Raw genomic sequence first — 18,075 nt, forward strand, 5'->3', positions numbered from 1 at the left:
AGCTCTAGTATATTTCATTACCACAAATCACTAACTAATACCCTTGTATTATCTCTTTTATGTAAAAAGGTGCTAATCACGAATGTAATCAGCACCCCACTGTCATATACAATCTGATATTGTATATATTCGACATTTATTTGATTTTATCCTCTATGACCTTGCCCTCTCTTAATGGACCACTCTGTTCTTTAAGACGCGCCAACATAACAGAAGATATAAACATGGCAATACCAGCACCCACTGTGGCTATGGATAAACTTTCACCAAAGATCAAGAACCCGTAGAAGGAACTAATAAATACGCCAACGTATTGCAAGAATTGAGCCACTACAGCATTGGTCGTAACAAAGGCTCCGGTCAAGAAAAACTGAGCCACTACACTAATACCACCGATAGCAAAGATAATTAGCCAGTCTGTACCTTGAGGCATAACGAGCTGTTCTGTAGTGACGAGGCCCGCAATCATACCAGTAATCATAAAATAGGCCATAATTTCAAAATTACTATGTTGTCCGCGTTTACTAATAGTTCGTATTGTCGTATAAGCCGCCGCAGCTAGAGCAGCACCTAAAATTGCTAACAAGGCATACCAAGAAAATGATTCATAACTAAAAGGATTTACCATTACTAAGACAGCAATCAAAATAACTCCGAGCCATTTGCCAGCCCCTTTAGGTATCGATTCCTTCAGAAACAGAGCACTAAAGATAAAAACAAATATTCCTGTCGTCTGAAATAGAATTGTTGCATCAGATAATTTTATGTGTACCAAAGCAATAAAATTACAGACCATACCAAAACCGCCGTATAGGCCACGCATGACAAGGAGCCCCCGATCCTCTTTTGAAAATCGGATTCCCTTCACATACATGATAATGAGCACCGCAACAGTCCCAAAGAATCCACGGGCAAAAGCGATCTCCCCAGGTGGAATATTCGTCCCCAACAGTTTTACGAATACATTCATCGTACTAAACAAAAGTGCAGATAACAATGCATATATAAGGCCCTTTTTAGCCATAGCCCCTCCTATAATTATATTTCTCTATATAATTATAAACCCATATTTCTATAAATAATGGATACATCAATACATACTAACAAAATTCCATATCATATATGATGAATGTTAATTTAATGAGAAAATGAATTAAATTGGTTAATCAATAAAAAATGGTTACTCAATAAGAAACATATAGATATGCCGCCCTTCTAATGAAAGGCGGCATTGTATTATTTAGAGAATGTATCTACAAAATCTAAGATTTCTTGTTTCATATTCTCTTTGTCGATTGCTTTTGTAAAGCGCAATGGTTTGGATTGTAAGGCTTCCAATTGTTTAGGGAAGGCAACACCCGTTACAGTAGAGATATTATCTAAGCTTTCATAAGGAGTCTCGCCTACCTTGATATCCAATGCCTCACAGATTGGTGTAGGGAATTTAAATGGATGTGCTGTAGATGCAATCACTGTATGACGAGCGCCATCTTCAGGATGTTTCTCCAACTCCTTCATATAGGCCCCCATAGCAACCGCCGTGTGAGGATCCATTACATAACCGTAAGAATTGTATACTTGTTCAATGATTGCTTTCGTTTCTTCATCATCCACATAGGCACCAGCAAAATCAGTCTTAATACGTTTGAACTCTTCTTCATTAACAGTTAATTTGCCTGTTGCTTTAAGATCTTTCATCCATCCTGCTGTACGTTCGCTATCTTCACCAGAAATATAATATAAGAATCGTTCAAAGTTAGAGGACTCAAGAATATCCATAGATGGAGAAATCGTCGTATAGAATGGGCGGTTCATATCGTAGGTACCGTTTTCAAAGAAGTCAGTAAGTACGTTGTTTTGATTGGACGCACAAATCAATTTGCCGATAGGAATCCCCATTTTTTTAGCATAGTAAGCAGCCAAAATATTACCGAAGTTACCAGTTGGAACTACAACATTGAAAGCTTCGTCTTCATGGATTGCACCTTGTGCAACCAGTTCAGCATAGGCATTTACATAGTAAACTACTTGTGGAGCTAAACGACCAATATTGATAGAGTTCGCACTAGAGAACATAACCCCTTTTTCAGCAACCTCTTCTGCAGTTACTTTATCAACAAAGAGACGTTTCAAGAATTGTTGCGCATCGTCAAAGTTACCATGAATGGCTGTGACATTGACATTCGCCCCTTCTTGTTTTTGCATTTGTTCCGCTTGCATAGGACTAACGCCATCAGTTGGGTAAAATACCTGAATATGAGTGCCAGGTATATCCTTGAAGCCTTCAAGAGCTGCTTTACCAGTATCACCAGAAGTAGCCGTTAAGATAAGAACTTCTTTTTTCTCACCTTCCGCCTCTTTAGCTGCCACTAACAAATATGGGAATAAGGACAACGCCATATCTTTGAAAGCTTGTGTGCGGCCATGGAATAGTTCCAATACGGAAACCTTTTCCAATAAAGAGTGTAATGGTGCAATATCACGGGTGCTGAAATTAGCATCGCAGTAAGCAGAATTAATCATTTCATTTAAATGAGCTTCAGAAAAGCATGGAAACAACTTTGCTAAAACAACGGCTGCTACTTCTTGGTAGTTTTTATCTTTCACATCATTATAAGTTAAGCAGTTTGTAGGGAATAAAGATGGTACATATAGGCCACCATCCTCTGCCAATCCGTGCAACAATGCATATGTTTCATTTACCGCAACGGTACCGCGGGTGCTAGTATAATTCATAGAATACCTCATTTATAACTACAATGGATTTTTACGAGTTTAATAGATTTATTATAGCATAAAAGCGCCCACTTGGGGCGCTTTCTATAGAATTATATAATAAATTTTAATCTTGTAGATAGAACTAAACATTACTAGCTAATTAGATAAATGTTTAGTCTCCACCATCAATTAGAAATCGATTATAGTTCACCTTCTGCAATAGCATCCAATGTATCAAGAGACGGAATGAAAAATAGCATGCCCGTAATAGGCTTAGAATAATCAAGCAATTTATCATTTTGTGTAAACATATTGGTAAGCATTGTTTTGGTCACATCCCAGTAACGAGCATAACCTATAAAGTATGTGCCTCGAACACCTTGACCAGGTTGAGCAAATGGAACATTCATACGAACGATCTTATGTTCTTCATCATCACGATTGTCTTGAGCCACTACATTGTGAGCTGCCGGGTCTTTTTCGTCATCCTCTAATTCGATATCACTAAATTTGCGGCGGCCAATGAATTTCTCTTGCATTTCTGTAGGAAGTGCACGCCATGCATCAAGATCATGTTCATATTTCTGTGCAAATGCATAAGAGCCATTAGTAAATTCAGGATCTTCATCTCCAATAACGCCCCACTCTACAGCCTCTTGGCCAACAGGGTTTTCCGTACCATCAACGAAATCAATAATCGCACGACCTTGTTCGTAGTGGAAGCCATGGGTTTCATCTACAACAGATGTAATAGGGCGTAAGAACTCCATAATTTGATCTACTACAGTATACGTAACAGATTCATCATTAGAGCGGACATGCAAAAATAAGTCAGCTGCTACAGCGGGTACATCTTGTTTATCACCTTTTATGCCTTCGAAGTCTTCTAACTCTTTTGGTACCGGTGCATTAGGGAACAAATAATCCCATGCCTTACGGCTAAAGCCAAAGGCAATGCCCAAACCTTCCCCATTAGCGCGAATACTAACAGAACGTTTAATGGCTTGAATACGATCTGCCATATCTTGAATCACTTCAAGCTCTGCCTCATGATCTTTACGGTTTAATAACAAAGTGGTGAAGTTGACACTTTGGCCAGCATCTTTATACACATCTTGTGTTCTAGAAACATCTACTGCCATTTGGTACCTCCTAGTGAGAAAACTATTATAAAACCATCATAAGCTATTATAGTTTTACTGTCTATAAAATATATTATATTGTATCAATACTATATTCAATTAATATCAAAGTTTATAAACTTAATTAAATCAATGACTACTCGTTTGAGAAAAATAGGATTAAACCACAACGTATTTTAACCATGTAAATAACTATATAAAGGCTAAAAAGATATGTAAAAAGCTAAAAGAAAAATATTTACACAAAAAAAGAACTCACACAAAATGTGAGTTCTTTACTCTGGTGGACCACCAGGGGTTCGAACCCTGGACACCCTGATTAAGAGTCAGGTGCTCTGCCAGCTGAGCTAGTGGTCCATGACATGAATAATTATATGCTTATTTTATAGGAATGTAAAGAAAATTTATTACACTCCTATAAAATATCAACATTCATATTATTAATATTGTAATACCCAATCCTTCATAATATTACAGGCCTCAGTAGGGAGTAGATCACTAGTCCCTACGCAGTTTTCACCACTATATAGTTGAAGCACACTATGAGTGCGACTTACTTCTTTTACAATAACATTCGTCAAATTAGACTTAGGAACGCTAAACTGTAACCCATAACGACCAAAATAAGTAAATACGGTTTCTTGTGTATTGTATTCTATATGGACTTGAAGCATCTTGCCTCCAGGCCAGCATGATTCAACATTCTCCTTTGATCTAGGCTTTAAAAAATCAAAAAATCCCATACTACCCTCCGATTCGCCACATTGGACGCTCAGGTTGATCCATACCTATACCATCATGTCGTTCTTGTTTTCGTTGCAAAGCACGTTCAATATGATTAGCTAAGTCCTTTATAGATACACCTTTGCGTACGAGTGATACGAGATCAGCCTCATCATCTCGCAACAAGCACAATCGCATTTGACCGTCAGATGTAAGACGTACACGATTGCAAGTGTCACAATAGCTATGAGACATAGAGAATATAAAGCCTACAGCCTTACCACTAGGTAGTGCCAAATATGTAGCAGGACCAAAGCCATAAACAGAATGAACCTCTGTGAGAGATCCGCCACTAACGCGTTCTAGTTGTTCCTTCCATTCATCAAAGGTAGGCCCATGAAAGGCATCACCTTGGAACGGCATGTATTCAATAAATCGCCAAACAACAGGCCATTTTTCAACATATTGTAATAAAGATTTAACTTCATCATCGGACCAATAACGAGATAAAACCGTATTAATCTTAACGGATTTAAAGTTAGCATTAATAGCACTACGTATACCGTCGAGGACGGACTCCAACTGTCCCACTTTACCAACACAGGTGGCAAAAGCTTCAGTTTCAAGAGAGTCCAAACTAATATTCACACGATTCAAGCCAAGTTTTTTTAACCGTTGCGCTCGTGAGGCTAATAAACTACCATTGGTAGTCATAGAAATATCTTCAAACCAACCTGTTTCTTTAATACGACCTAGTAACTCTTCGATATGTGGATAGAGCAAAGGCTCACCGCCTGTGAGGCGTACTGCCTTCACACCAATATGATGGAAGGCCCCTAATATATTCATCCATTCATCAACAGATAATAGTTGTGTTTGACTTTGAGGAGTAATTTCTGCAGGTCGGCAGTAGGGACAACAAAAATTACACGCATCTGTCAACGACAGACGTACATATTCAATTGTACGGCCCCATGCGTCTTTCATAATACACCTCGTTTACCAACTCAAAATTATTTAATAATAGATACTTCATCACCTACGCGAATCGTACCGTTTTTAAGAACCTTACCAAAGATACCTTGTGTAGGCATAATGCAAGAACCAACTTGTTTCATGATTTCGCAACCATGATGGCATTCCTTGCCAATTTGAGTAATTTCAAGAATAACATCAGTCCCTACTTGTAAGTGAGTCCCTACAGCTAATTCATAAAGAACCATACCTTCTACTGTAATGTTTTCAGCAAAATCACCAGGTTTTACATCTGCCCCTTGTGCCCGCATATGTTCAATACTAGCGATACCAAGTAAGCTGATTTGGCGGTGCCAATTTCCTGCATGAGCATCTCCCTCCATCCCATGATCTACAATGAGATTGGCGGATTCAATATTATGTTTTTTTTGCCCTTTTTTCTCACTAATGGAGATAGCAATAATCTTTCCGTCTGCCACGTGCCCCTTCCCTTCTTATAGGAACATTCCATATACATAACTTTTTATAAACACTTAATTGTAAATCCAGACTGTATTCCTATTTTATGAAAGTATCACAAAATAGTTCTACAATTATCTATATATTATAACATAGTATTCATACATTTTCCCTGTGAATTTAATCACTAAAAAGAACTCTATTCTATAGGAATAGAGTTCTCGTATGTATTATTTAGCGACGACCCATTTCTTGAATTTCATCGCCATGATTAACACCATTGAGTAATAAGTTAAGCAAGATTGCCGTAATACTACCAAAGGTAATGCCAGATTTTAAAATAATTTGTGCCCAATCAGGGAAATTAGCATAAAAGTTCGGCGCCGCAATAGGGATCATAGCCACTCCAATACTAATCGCCACAAGCATCAAGTTATGATTACCATCAAAACTAACCTTGCCAAGAGAGCGGATACCACTGGCAACAATCATGCCAAACATAGCAATGCCAGCACCACCGAGTACTGCATTTGGAATACTAGCAACAATAGCGGCTAACTTAGGGAATAAACCTAACAAAATTAAGATTACTCCAGATGCAGCTACTACAAAACGACTTTTAACACCTGTAACCGCAATAAGTCCTACATTTTGAGCAAAGGCTGTATATGGGAAACTATTAAGAATTCCCCCTATTAAAGTAGAGATACCATCGGCACGAATAACAGAGGCTAATTCTTTTCGACCTATTGGCTTATCCACAATTTCACCAATAGCAATACTATCACCTGTCGTCTCTACCATAACAACGAGCATGACGATAATCATAGATAATACAGAAGCCCAGTCAAAGGTTGGCAAACCAAAATAGAATGGTTCAATGAAAGCAACCCATTGAGATCGACCAACTTCATCAAAATTAGCAACACCCATTGCAAAGGCAATTGCTGTGCCTGCGATCAAGCCTATTAATACAGAAAGATTACTTAAGAAACCTTTAGCAAACTTGTATACAAAGACAACAATTAAGAACGTAAGAAATCCAAGTCCTATGTTCGTATAACTTCCAAATTCTGGATTTCCTACACCGCCCCCCATCCAATTAATGGCAACTGGCATCAAATTAATCCCAATAAGAGTAATTATTGTTCCCGTTACAACAGGGGGAAACAGTCGAATTAGACGGCTAAAGAATAGAGCTACTATAAAAGTAAATAGACCTGCTACAATAATGGCACCGTAAATGGCAGTCATACCATGCTGTGCCCCAATCATAGTCATAGGTCCGACAGATGCAAAGGTAACACCTTGGATCATAGGAATACGCCCACCTATATTACCGAAGCCTAATGTTTGAATTAAGGTCGCAATGCCGCAGGTAAACAAGTCTGCTGTAATAAGTCGAATCAAGTCCTCCACCGGTAAATTCATCGCCTGTGCCACAATAATCGGTACCGCAACAGCTCCAGCATACATAGCAAGTACATGCTGTAAACCAAAGGCAAAGAGCTGTGGTATGGGCAGCATGCTATCGACCGTATTCATTTGTTTTTGATCTGTCATAATGTCTCCTACATAAAATCTCGAAATATCACCCGTTTATTTTACACTATCGTTCGGATTTTAACAATACAAAAAAGAGAGTCTATTATTTTATATGTATTAATAGGCTCTCTTTATATTATTTCCCGAACTTTTATAGTTTGCTCGGTTATATTATTCGATTTATATTATAATCTCTTATTATTCATATAACCCTATGATAGACGACTCTTTAACATCAAGATCTTTTTCAATGGCATACATCTTAGATGTTAGTTCTGCTACAAAACTTTCATCTTTAATACCAGATAAATTAATACGCACATTCAAAAAAGCCGATTTCACCGCAGCACGCGCATTAATAGCCGCAATAATACCATCTGTAATAAGATTTTGATTCCCCTTACGAGAGGCTAATTCTGCTAAATCAAATATTTGATTCGCTAATTCTCCAATTTCAAAAGGTACCATAGCAGCATCTTTGTATGCTTGTTGAATAGCAGCTGTACGCGCAGCCTTCTCTTCATCTGTATTCTTTGGCAATCCTAAGGCGTTCATAAAGATATTAAATACATCTGCATCAGCTTGAGATAATTCGAGCATGCGCTTGCGAATCGCTTCTGCTTTAGCTTGAAGCTCCTCCATTTCGGTCTGAACCGCTTCATAACCTTTTTTACCAAATGTAAGGTTTGCTACCATTTCTGCTAAAGCCGCCCCCGTTGCGGCAGTCAATGCCGCAATAGCACCACCACCTGGCGTTGGCTCTTTAGAGGCAGTAGCAGCCACAAAATCTATTACTCGTTGTTCTACTAATTTCATAACATAGCCTCATGTAAAAACACTTTCTATTAAAACAAGCCTTTAATTGTGCCGTCTGCTTCGATATCCATATTAAGAGCAGCAGGACGTTTAGGAAGGCCCGGCATGACCATTACGTCACCTGTACGACATACAATAAAGCCTGCCCCATTGGCAACACGAATATCGGATACAGTAATAGTGAATCCTGTTGGAGCCCCTAATAATGCTGGATTATCAGATAAGGAATATTGCGTTTTCGCCATACATACAGGCAAACGATCCAGTCCCCAATCTGCTAATTGTTTAATTTGCTTTTTGGCTTTGTCCGTAAAGATAACTCCATCGCCACCATAAATAGTTTTAACGATTTTATTAACTTTATCCTCTAAACTATCTTCCAAATCATATACGAATTTAGGTGCTGGCTTAGGGCCTTCAAGTAACTCTACAACTTTTTTCGCCATATCAGTGCCGCCTTCGCCGCCCTTTTCCCAACATTCATTAAGCTCTACAGGCACGCCAAACTCATCACATAGGCGAGTCAACTCAGCAATTTCTGCATCTGTATCGCTAGCAAATTTATTGATTGCCACTAATACAGGCACATTGAAATAACGCATGTTTTCAATTGCTTTTTGCAAGTTACTGAAACCTTTAGTTATGGCTTCAACATTTTCTGTATTCAACTCTTGTTTTGGTACACCACCATGCATTTTAAGAGCTCGTAATGTAGCTACGATGACGATTGCATCAGGGAAAATATCGCCGTATCGGCATTTAATATCAAGGAACTTTTCAGCACCCAAGTCAGCGCCAAAACCGGCTTCCGTAACTACGATATCACCAAGCTTAAGTCCTAGTTTTGTAGCTACAATGGAGTTACAACCATGAGCGATATTGGCAAAGGGACCACCGTGAACAATAGCTGGTGTATGTTCCAATGTCTGTACAAGATTCGGCTTGATAGCATCTTTCATAAGGAGAGCCATTGCCCCTTGGCAACCAAGTTGATGAACATAAACAGGATCACCTGCTAAGTTACAACCGATAACGATGCGACCAAAACGTTCTTTCAAATCTTCTAAATCCTTAGCTAAGCAAAGAATAGCCATGATTTCAGAAGCTACAGTAATCATAAAATGATCTTCCCGAGGGAATCCACATACTTTGCCACCAAGAGCCACCGTCACATTGCGAAGAGCACGATCATTCATATCCAGAACACGAGTCCATGATAATTGACGCAAGTCAATTTGCAATTCATTGCCTTGATGGATGTGATTATCAATCATAGCGGATAATAAATTGTTAGCCGCTGTAATAGCATGCATATCACCTGTAAAGTGAAGATTGATGTCATCCATAGGTACAACTTGAGCATAACCGCCACCTGCTGCACCACCTTTAATCCCAAAAACAGGTCCTAAGGATGGCTCACGTAATGTAGCAATTGCATTTTTACCGATTTTTTGTAAACCTTGTACGAGACCAATGCTCGTTGTAGACTTACCTTCCCCTGCTGGTGTTGGCGTAATCGCTGTGACTAGCACTAACTTACCATCTGGCTCAGATTCTAAACGACGAATAGCATCAAAAGAAATTTTAGCTTTATAATGACCATATTGTTCAATGTCATCAGGTGTTAAACCACATTTATTGGCAATAACCTGAATCTTTTCCATTCTATTCTGTTGGGCAATCTCAATATCGCTTAACATAAAGCCTCCTCGGCACCATGGCCAGCTCAAAAACTATATAACAACTATGAAACCACATTCAATGTCTACTGTAGATGTATATTTGTACAACTACAGTAATCTATTATATATGAAAGTAGCCCTTATGTCTAATCAATTCTTACCTATCTATACATTATATTAACTTATTACTAAAATATTCTCTCCCAATAGTACAAAAATAAAACCGCCACCTATGGTGACGGTTTTGTATGACTAACCTTTATATAATTATGGGTTAAACGGGAACAAAATCGGTAACAACACTAAAGATACAATTGCAGATACTACAATTAACGGTACGCCTGCTTTTACATAGTCTTTAAAACTATACCCAGCTACATTATATACCATAGTATTTGCAGGCATCCCTATAGGTGTACCATACGCAAGAGAGCTAGAAATTACGATGGCAACAAGAATCGCTTTAGGATCAAAACCTAATTGAGATGCTAGAGACAATCCGATTGGAGCTAGCAATGCAACATCTGCTGTATTGGACATGAAGTTTGTCATAAATACAGATAGGAAGAAAAGTACCGCTAATAATGCCAATGGATTAGGTGTATCCCCCAAAGCATCAACAATAAGATTTGCAATATATGCACCTGCCCCAGATTTTACCATTGCTGTGCCAAGAGCTAAGGAACCTACAAATAATAAAATAGTCTTCATATCAATAGACTTAACTGCTTCGTTTTCGGTAATAACTCCTGTCGCTACGATAACAAGTGCGCCTACCCAGGCACTAACCGCTAAGGATACGCCAATTTGTTTTTCAAAAATCATAGCAGCGATAGTCAACACCAATACCAAACCAGCTACCCATTTTTTCCAAACTGGAACATGACTGAAATCAGCATTTTTTTGATAGTTTGGATCAGGTTCACGCGTTGGAACTTCAGGTAAGAATCTTTTACCAATGAATGCATAGAATAAAGTACCTACGATAAGCATAGGTAAACCTACTTCACCATAAGCAAAGAAACTAAAGGATCCAAGGCCGGCTTCTTGCAAATTAGAATTTGCAATCATATTACCAGGAGAGCCAATCATAGAAATATTCCCCCCCATAGCAGCGGCAAATACGATTGGCATTAAGAATTTAGTTTGGTTAAAACCACCCTTTTTGCAAATACCAATAACAACAGGAATCATAACCGCTGCAGTACCTGTATTAGATAAGAAGCCAGACATAATACCTGTAAGCATCATAATAGCAATAATAAGGATAGTTTCATTTTTAGCAAATTTATTAACAACGTTACCAACATCAACAGCTACACCTGTTTCAAAGAAAGCAGCGCCGATAATAAACATAGCAATAAACAAAATAACATTAGAGTCAACGAAACCTTTAAAAGCTTCCGCTGCAGTTAATACACCAGAAAGATGTAATCCAACGGCCACAATCATAGCCGTAATAGACAATGGAATTTTCTCCAATGCAAACATTACGATTGCAAATACAAGAAATCCCAGTGTAATAGCAATACTATAATCCATGAGAATTCCTTTCATGGTAGTCATACTCTTATAGTATATCTATATGAAGATACGCTGTAAATCACAAAACAATATTATTAATAATTATTTCTCATATAGATATATTTACAAGTTATGAAGTTATTCATAATATAAAGAAATCGCTATTCTTATCTTATTATTTGATGAAACCTACGTGTTTATATATTTCGTCTAATATTTCATCTTTTTTCTTATTATATTCTATTTTCTTTTCTTCAAAGTAGTTATTACCGTCTGCATCAATGGATACGATAAGCGGACCAAATTCTTTAACCTTAAAAGTCCACAAAGTCTCACACATACCTAATTCACGCCAATTAGCAGATTCTACTTTTTCGACTTCTGTAGCAGCAAGAACCGCATTACCTGCAGGGAACACACAGTGTAGTGCACCAAAGTCTTTGCAGGCACGTGCTGTTTCAGGACCCATGCCACCTTTACCTACAATGAGACGTACACCTGTCTTTTTAACAAATTCATATTCGTATTTTTCCATCCTCATAGATGTAGTAGGTCCTACAGATACAACTTCAAATTCATTATCGCTTAAAGTACGAATAATTGGACCTGCATGAAGTATAGCCCCATCTTTAACATCAACCGGTAACGTTTTACCTTCTTCTACCACACGACGATGCCCCATATCACGACAGGTTGTAATATGCCCAGTCAAATAAATCACATCGCCTGGCTTAATGCCTGCTAAATCAGATTGTTGAATAGGTGTAGTTAATATTTTCTTAGCCATTATAATGTCACTCCTTTATGAGATTTAACTGTGCAATTACCATCCTTGTCAAATACGAGATCGCCGCGACGATGATTCCAACAACCTACACTAACAGCACAAGAAATAACAGATGGATGACGTGTACCATGTTCAATGTTCACACCTAAAACAGTTTTATCCCCACCCATACCTTGAGGTCCAATACCAATCTTATTAATTCCATCTTCTAACAATTGTTCCATATAAGCCGCTTTTTCATTAGGTGCTTTTGAAGATACAGGGCGCATTAATGCTTTTTTAGATAATCCAGCAGCGGTATCAATAGTTGTAGCAATCCCTACACCTACCAATAGTGGAGGACACGCATTCAATCCATAGCTTGTCATCAAATCAAGAACAAACTTAGCAATACCTTCATAGCCTTCGCCTGGCATCAATGTTTTACCTGACCCTGGCAAGGAACACCCGCCACCAGCCATATAAGGGAAGATTTCTACATCATCACAACCAGAAATGATATCCCAGTGAATATAAGGTGCAGTGAGGCCAATATTTTTACCAGTATTAAACTCATCAAAAGTTTCTACACAGTTCAATCGTAATGGAGCCTCTTGTGTAGCCTTATAAGTTGCTTCTCTTAGAATATCTTCTAATTCTCCTAATAAGGGATAATTAGATCCAACCTTTACCCAAAATTGTAATACACCAGTATCTTGACAAGAAGGACGATTAAGCTGAGCTGCTAAATCCATATTATGTTGCATTGTTTCATAAATAGATTTGGCCATAGGATTTTTTTCATCCTGTGCCAATTCATGAATTTTTTCTTGTACATCATCAGGCAATACCTTTGCCATATAAGAAATGAAATTAGCTATCTTATTTGTCATTTCTTGTACTTGTTGTTCCTTCGTACTCATCGCAAACCTCCAAAAAGACTTCAATATTTAAGACGTGATTATTTCTGTTTCGGAACCTTAGCTCCTTTCGATGATTCTATTCTACTCTTTTTTCAGTATATAACTATCCAATTTACAAGTTGATTTTTATTGGTGAAAGTCTGTCAAACACATACAAAATTTCCTTAATTATTTTCTTTTAACCCATTAAAAATATACAATTTCACCTATATGATTATAAAAAAAAGAGCACTACCATCAGAACGTAGTGCTCTTTCACCATATATTTTAATAGGATTAACAAATATACAAAATCACCTATACCTAATAATTGTATATCCACCTAATTTAATTTTCAAAATCATGAAATTATAGGTAATTACAAGTTATTATAAGAATGAAAATTATGATTGTAATCTTTTTACAACCATCTCAAGTTGGTCTCTAACATCCTGTAACTTTTGATTAGCCTCATCTAATCTATTCTTATCGATAGAGACATCTTGATAGGGTAAGTAAGTTTGTAAAATGTCTATAATATCTTCTTCCTGAGTAGAAATAATTTCCTTCCAATCATGTAATTTTGTCTTACGCCCCATCTCTTTTGCTTGCTTTCTATATTCAGATGGTGTTGTATGGAAATGTTTCTTGAAGGCCACATTAAAGGCTTTAATATCTGCAAAGCCACAACTACTTGCAATATGTGCTACTCCATCTTCAGAGTTAGCTAAACGAACTGTAGCCTCTCGTAATCTCAACCGCAACAAATACTCTAAAAAGGAAACCCCTAATTGGCGTTTAAAAAATTGAGATGTATAGTTCACATTATAACCGCCTATTTTAGCAATATCTTCTAACTCTATCTTCTGCTTATAGTTTTCATCAATATAGGCAATCATTTTATCAAAGGTAGCTACAGTCATATCAGCAGGCTTTGTATGTATAGGGATAGTCTTAACCGCATCAATTTCACGATATATATCACTCGTCATGGCTAAAAAGTGACTCTCCAACCATAATTGACGATCAGGACTTTCACTATTCACCATTAACAACATCATTTGTGCCGCAAGATAACGTAAGGACGTAAAGAATTCATTATCCCTATTAGTTTTATCTGAGCGCAATACAAATTGGTACATGCCGAAGTTAGGATCAAAGTATTGGAAAAACTCCTTACTCACATGAATAACAAGAGCTGTTGTATCCTCCTCTAAGGCCAACGTAGCATGACCTACTTGAGGGGAAATAATAATGGTATCAAGAGGTTCCATTGTAAAAACCTCACTATTACAACTCATGTCGATTCTGCCCTTTAACAAGATCAAGACTTCAACGCCACTGTGCCAGTTGTAATGATATGTACTAACCTTATATATATCACTATTGAAATCTATATGATTGTGTTTATAGGTATAGTGAAAGTAATCCATAACAACGTAATACCCCTCATAAAATCAAACAAATACCTCTCAATTATTTACATAAAAAATGCACCCCTTATTAATCAAAGGGATGCATTCATTATGATATATATAATTAATAACGGTCAACAGTAATCTTATTTTATATATTAATAAATTATAGTTTTATGCTTCTATAGCATTATATATCTATTCTTAAAATTACATAACCGCTGTAATAGCCGCTGCTAAACCAAAGAAGATACCTGGTGCATTGGCTAATGCTACTGGAATATCTCTATGTTCTTTAAACAAACCATACGCTACCCATAATGTACAGTTGATTGCAGCTACAAGTGGTTGAATCCAATCACCAGTACCTGGATGTGCAAGGTTATGCATGATTTGTGGGAAATAAGATACATACATAGCTACAGCAGTAACAGTTGCAACTTTACCTACGTTTTCCATAAATTTTACTTGATTCATATATCCTCCAAAATTATAACTTACTAATTTTTTTACTCCTGATGAGATATATTCTACTCAGTTTAGTGAATATAACTATCCAAATTAAAAGATAATTTTTATATTAAAATCAACGAAAAAAGATAGATTTCTCTCGATTTATTGTATTTTGGGACTATAACAATATATAAATTCACCCGGAAAATACATATAAAAAAGCACTACTTATCAACAGTAGTGCTTTTTCAATAACTTTATAGGGTTTTTTGATATAGAAATTTACCCAATTCTAATCTTTCTATATGTGTCATAAATTCATCAAAATAATTTGCTTACCAAACTCTTATCACAAGAATATAGCTACTAAAAGAATTAGCTACTATAAGAATTAGTTACTATAAGAATCTAGTTGCCATAGAGATATAACAAAATACCTTTATAAATCCTTTACTACATCTGCTAACTTTTCTTTCAAAGATTCCAATTTTTTGCTCATAAATTCCAATTCACTCTTAGCTCGGGAATCATCTTCATACGACAAGAATGAATGCAATACATCAAGAACATCTTGATTGTCTACAGAAATAATTTCTTTCCAATCTTGTAAGACGGTTTTACGCCCAATGCTTTTGACTTGCTTACGATATTCTGTGGGAGTCATATTAAAGTGTTTTTTAAAAGCCACATTAAAGGCTTTCACATCTGCAAATCCACAATCGCTTGCAATTCTTGCGACAGCCTCATCCGTACCAGCTAAGCGAACAGTAGCGTCACGGATTCTTAACCTCAATACATACTCAACAAATGAAATCCCCATTTGCTTTTTAAAGAACTGAGATGTATAGGCAACATTATAGCCCCCAATTTTTGCAATATCTTCCAACTCTATTTTCTGCTCATAATGCTCATCAATATAGGCAATCATTTTATCGAACGTTGCGGGTTTCATATCACCAGGTCTAGCATTTTCATGAACCTTTTTAATGGGATCAAACTCTCTAAATACATCCCCAGCCAACGCTAAGTAATGATGCTCTATCCACATTCGATGTACCGGGCTTTCACCTTTAGTCATCAATAACATCGTCATAGCTGCATGATGCCGTAAGGTTGTAAAGAATTGATTGTGACGAGTACTATTATCTGAACGCAATACAAATTGATAGGCGCCAAAATCTGGATCATACTGTTGGTAAAATTCATTTCCTACATGAATGACAAAGGCAATGACATCCTCTTCCAGAGCTAATGTGGCATGTCCCACTTGAGGAGAGATAATGACCACATCAAGTGGTTCCATCGTAAATGTCTCACCATTACAACTCATCTCCATTTGGCCTTTTAATAAAATAACAATCTCCGTCTCACTATGCCAGTTGTAATGGTATGTGCCAACTCAATATATGTTGCTACTAAACTCTATGTAATTATGTTTATATGAATAGTCGAAGTAATCCATTACACTTTTACTCCCTAAGGTAATTTCGCTCTTAACTCCTGTTCCTGTGATTTACTCTCTTCTAACAAGGCCGATTCATCTTGAGTCCAAGGACCAAATAAAATTTGGTCTACAACAGTTCCAACAGATTCAGTACATAATTTTGAATTATATACTTGTTCTAAATCACGTTTATACACTTGAATAGTTTCAAAGACTCCACTCTGTTCTAGTTCAGTAATATTAGCGACCAAGGATTTTACAATTCCATCATGATGATCTTTAGGAGTGGCTCTCGCTTGTAAAGGATCCACAATCATCATTTCTAAATAGCGCAATTGCGTCGTCAAATAAGATAACTCTGGCTTAGTAGCAATCAAACAAAAATCGACGGTATAGCCTTTAGATTTTAATAATGTAGCTGTATTAATTGGTACTGCGGCGGAACGTAATGTGCCTTCAATAATTAAATTGTATTTTAAAGAGCTTAATTTATCAATTACAGCCTCTACCATCTTACCTGCAAACATTTTTGTGTAATCTACACTATCAACACCATATTTTTCTTGTAACTCTCTAAAATACGGGTGTTGAGCACGGTATGTATCGCCATCAATGATAATATAATTACCTTTTGACTCTAGCATTTTCACACGATGAATTGTGGTTTTCCCGGCTCCACTTTGACCACCTAAAATAACAGCACGAGGTGTACTAGATATATTTTTATTAAACGTTAAGAAATCAATGGTACGTTCTAAGGCCTTATCAAAGTCTTCAGAGCTATAGGATTCAATAGCTTGTACATCACTAGTCTCTTTAACAGCTTTAACATCACTAATGTCATGAGAAGCTTGTGCTAATGACTCTTTAATATTGCTTTCAAGCTCTACCATATCTGATTTTAGAACGTCTAACTCATGTATAGACGTGGCTAAATATAACTCTGTATTTACAATATGAGAATACGCTTTTAATAGCTCTACACAGTCACTAGTGTCACTCTCCTCAACTAAGTTACAGAGACGCGCTAATGTTTCCGCGCTTTGTTCTTTTAGAACTTCTATTTGTAAAGTTAAATTATACTGTTCAACGACATTCATACATTCGACCTCTCTCAACGCATTAAAAATGCACCCCTTATAATCTAAGGGATGCATTTATTATGATATATTTATTTAACAACGGTCAACAGCATCTTGAAGTTTTCTTGGGCATCGAGGCTATGAGGGACTTCAGAAGGCATGATCAATGTTTCACCAGCTTTCACATTGTGTTCCACATCACCGACGACGATATGTGCCTCTCCATCGAGGATTTGCACAATCGCATCGCCTACAGTTATATGCGTTGAGATTTCTTCGCCCTTTGGTAACGCAAATAAGGTAATACTGAGGCGTTCATTTTGGGCAATCGTAATACTAATCACTTGCCCTTCTTTATACTCTAAACAATCGCCTAGATGTAAAATTTCGTTGACTGGGATATTTTTTGTGAAAGTCTTACTCATAGAA

Annotated in this window: 16 protein-coding genes, 1 tRNA gene and 1 pseudogene; all 18 read right to left on the bottom strand. The window is 37.0% G+C overall.

Annotation, left to right across the window (positions count from 1 at the left end; translation table 11 throughout):
- Positions 1-136: 136 nt before the first annotated feature.
- Positions 137-1,024, bottom strand: a complete 888-nt coding sequence (locus KH286_RS07085; protein ID WP_278617782.1) for a DMT family transporter — start codon at positions 1,022-1,024, stop codon at positions 137-139.
- A gap of 212 nt (positions 1,025-1,236) precedes the next feature.
- Positions 1,237-2,736 (bottom strand): threonine synthase, encoded by a 1,500-nt coding sequence (gene thrC / locus KH286_RS07090; protein ID WP_278617783.1) that lies wholly within the window; start codon positions 2,734-2,736, stop codon positions 1,237-1,239.
- A gap of 182 nt (positions 2,737-2,918) precedes the next feature.
- Complete coding sequence (locus KH286_RS07095) at positions 2,919-3,860, bottom strand: Dyp-type peroxidase (protein WP_008714341.1); 942 nt, start codon at positions 3,858-3,860, stop codon at positions 2,919-2,921.
- A 281-nt stretch (positions 3,861-4,141) separates the two neighbouring features.
- Positions 4,142-4,217 (bottom strand) — tRNA-Lys (locus KH286_RS07100).
- Between the two features lie 83 nt (positions 4,218-4,300).
- Positions 4,301-4,603 (bottom strand): hypothetical protein, encoded by a 303-nt coding sequence (locus KH286_RS07105; protein WP_008714343.1) that lies wholly within the window; start codon positions 4,601-4,603, stop codon positions 4,301-4,303.
- Between the two features lies 1 nt (position 4,604).
- Positions 4,605-5,570 carry a GTP 3',8-cyclase MoaA gene (gene moaA, locus KH286_RS07110; RefSeq protein ID WP_278617784.1) on the bottom strand — a complete coding sequence of 322 codons (966 nt, stop codon included), beginning with the start codon at positions 5,568-5,570 and terminating at the stop codon, positions 4,605-4,607.
- 26 nt (positions 5,571-5,596) lie between these two features.
- Positions 5,597-6,037: an MOSC domain-containing protein gene (locus tag KH286_RS07115; RefSeq protein ID WP_278617785.1), complete on the bottom strand. Its 441-nt coding sequence runs from the start codon at positions 6,035-6,037 to the stop codon at positions 5,597-5,599.
- A gap of 214 nt (positions 6,038-6,251) precedes the next feature.
- Entirely contained in the window at positions 6,252-7,580 is a 1,329-nt protein-coding gene (locus KH286_RS07120) for a nucleobase:cation symporter-2 family protein (RefSeq protein WP_278617786.1), read from the bottom strand.
- Between the two features lie 180 nt (positions 7,581-7,760).
- On the bottom strand, positions 7,761-8,378 hold the full coding sequence (locus KH286_RS07125) for a cyclodeaminase/cyclohydrolase family protein (protein WP_004698544.1): 618 nt from the start codon (positions 8,376-8,378) through the stop codon (positions 7,761-7,763).
- 29 nt (positions 8,379-8,407) lie between these two features.
- Complete coding sequence (locus KH286_RS07130) at positions 8,408-10,078, bottom strand: formate--tetrahydrofolate ligase (RefSeq protein WP_278617787.1); 1,671 nt, start codon at positions 10,076-10,078, stop codon at positions 8,408-8,410.
- A gap of 249 nt (positions 10,079-10,327) precedes the next feature.
- Complete coding sequence (locus KH286_RS07135) at positions 10,328-11,602, bottom strand: SLC13 family permease (protein ID WP_077708600.1); 1,275 nt, start codon at positions 11,600-11,602, stop codon at positions 10,328-10,330.
- A 157-nt stretch (positions 11,603-11,759) separates the two neighbouring features.
- A complete protein-coding gene (ttdB, locus tag KH286_RS07140; protein ID WP_195394632.1) occupies positions 11,760-12,371 on the bottom strand; it encodes a L(+)-tartrate dehydratase subunit beta in 612 nt (203 codons plus the stop codon).
- Positions 12,371-13,273, bottom strand: a complete 903-nt coding sequence (gene ttdA / locus KH286_RS07145; protein ID WP_004698665.1) for a L(+)-tartrate dehydratase subunit alpha — start codon at positions 13,271-13,273, stop codon at positions 12,371-12,373. Before ttdA ends, ttdB begins: the two co-directional genes overlap by 1 nt.
- 383 nt (positions 13,274-13,656) lie before the next feature.
- Positions 13,657-14,685: an AraC family transcriptional regulator gene (locus KH286_RS07150; RefSeq protein WP_038150581.1), complete on the bottom strand. Its 1,029-nt coding sequence runs from the start codon at positions 14,683-14,685 to the stop codon at positions 13,657-13,659.
- A gap of 192 nt (positions 14,686-14,877) precedes the next feature.
- Positions 14,878-15,144: a SemiSWEET family transporter gene (locus KH286_RS07155; protein WP_004698672.1), complete on the bottom strand. Its 267-nt coding sequence runs from the start codon at positions 15,142-15,144 to the stop codon at positions 14,878-14,880.
- A gap of 415 nt (positions 15,145-15,559) precedes the next feature.
- Positions 15,560-16,582 (bottom strand): annotated as a pseudogene (locus KH286_RS07160) (AraC family transcriptional regulator).
- A gap of 14 nt (positions 16,583-16,596) precedes the next feature.
- The gene (locus KH286_RS07165) at positions 16,597-17,664 is read right to left on the bottom strand and encodes a zeta toxin family protein (RefSeq protein WP_278617788.1); all 1,068 of its coding nucleotides are present in this window, start codon (positions 17,662-17,664) and stop codon (positions 16,597-16,599) included.
- A gap of 71 nt (positions 17,665-17,735) precedes the next feature.
- Positions 17,736-18,075 (bottom strand): cupin domain-containing protein (locus KH286_RS07170; protein WP_353799498.1); only part of this gene is annotated, 340 nt, incomplete at its 5' end.

It is taken from the genome of Veillonella parvula, assembly GCF_018378075.1.
Lineage (GTDB): Bacteria > Bacillota > Negativicutes > Veillonellales > Veillonellaceae > Veillonella > Veillonella parvula_K.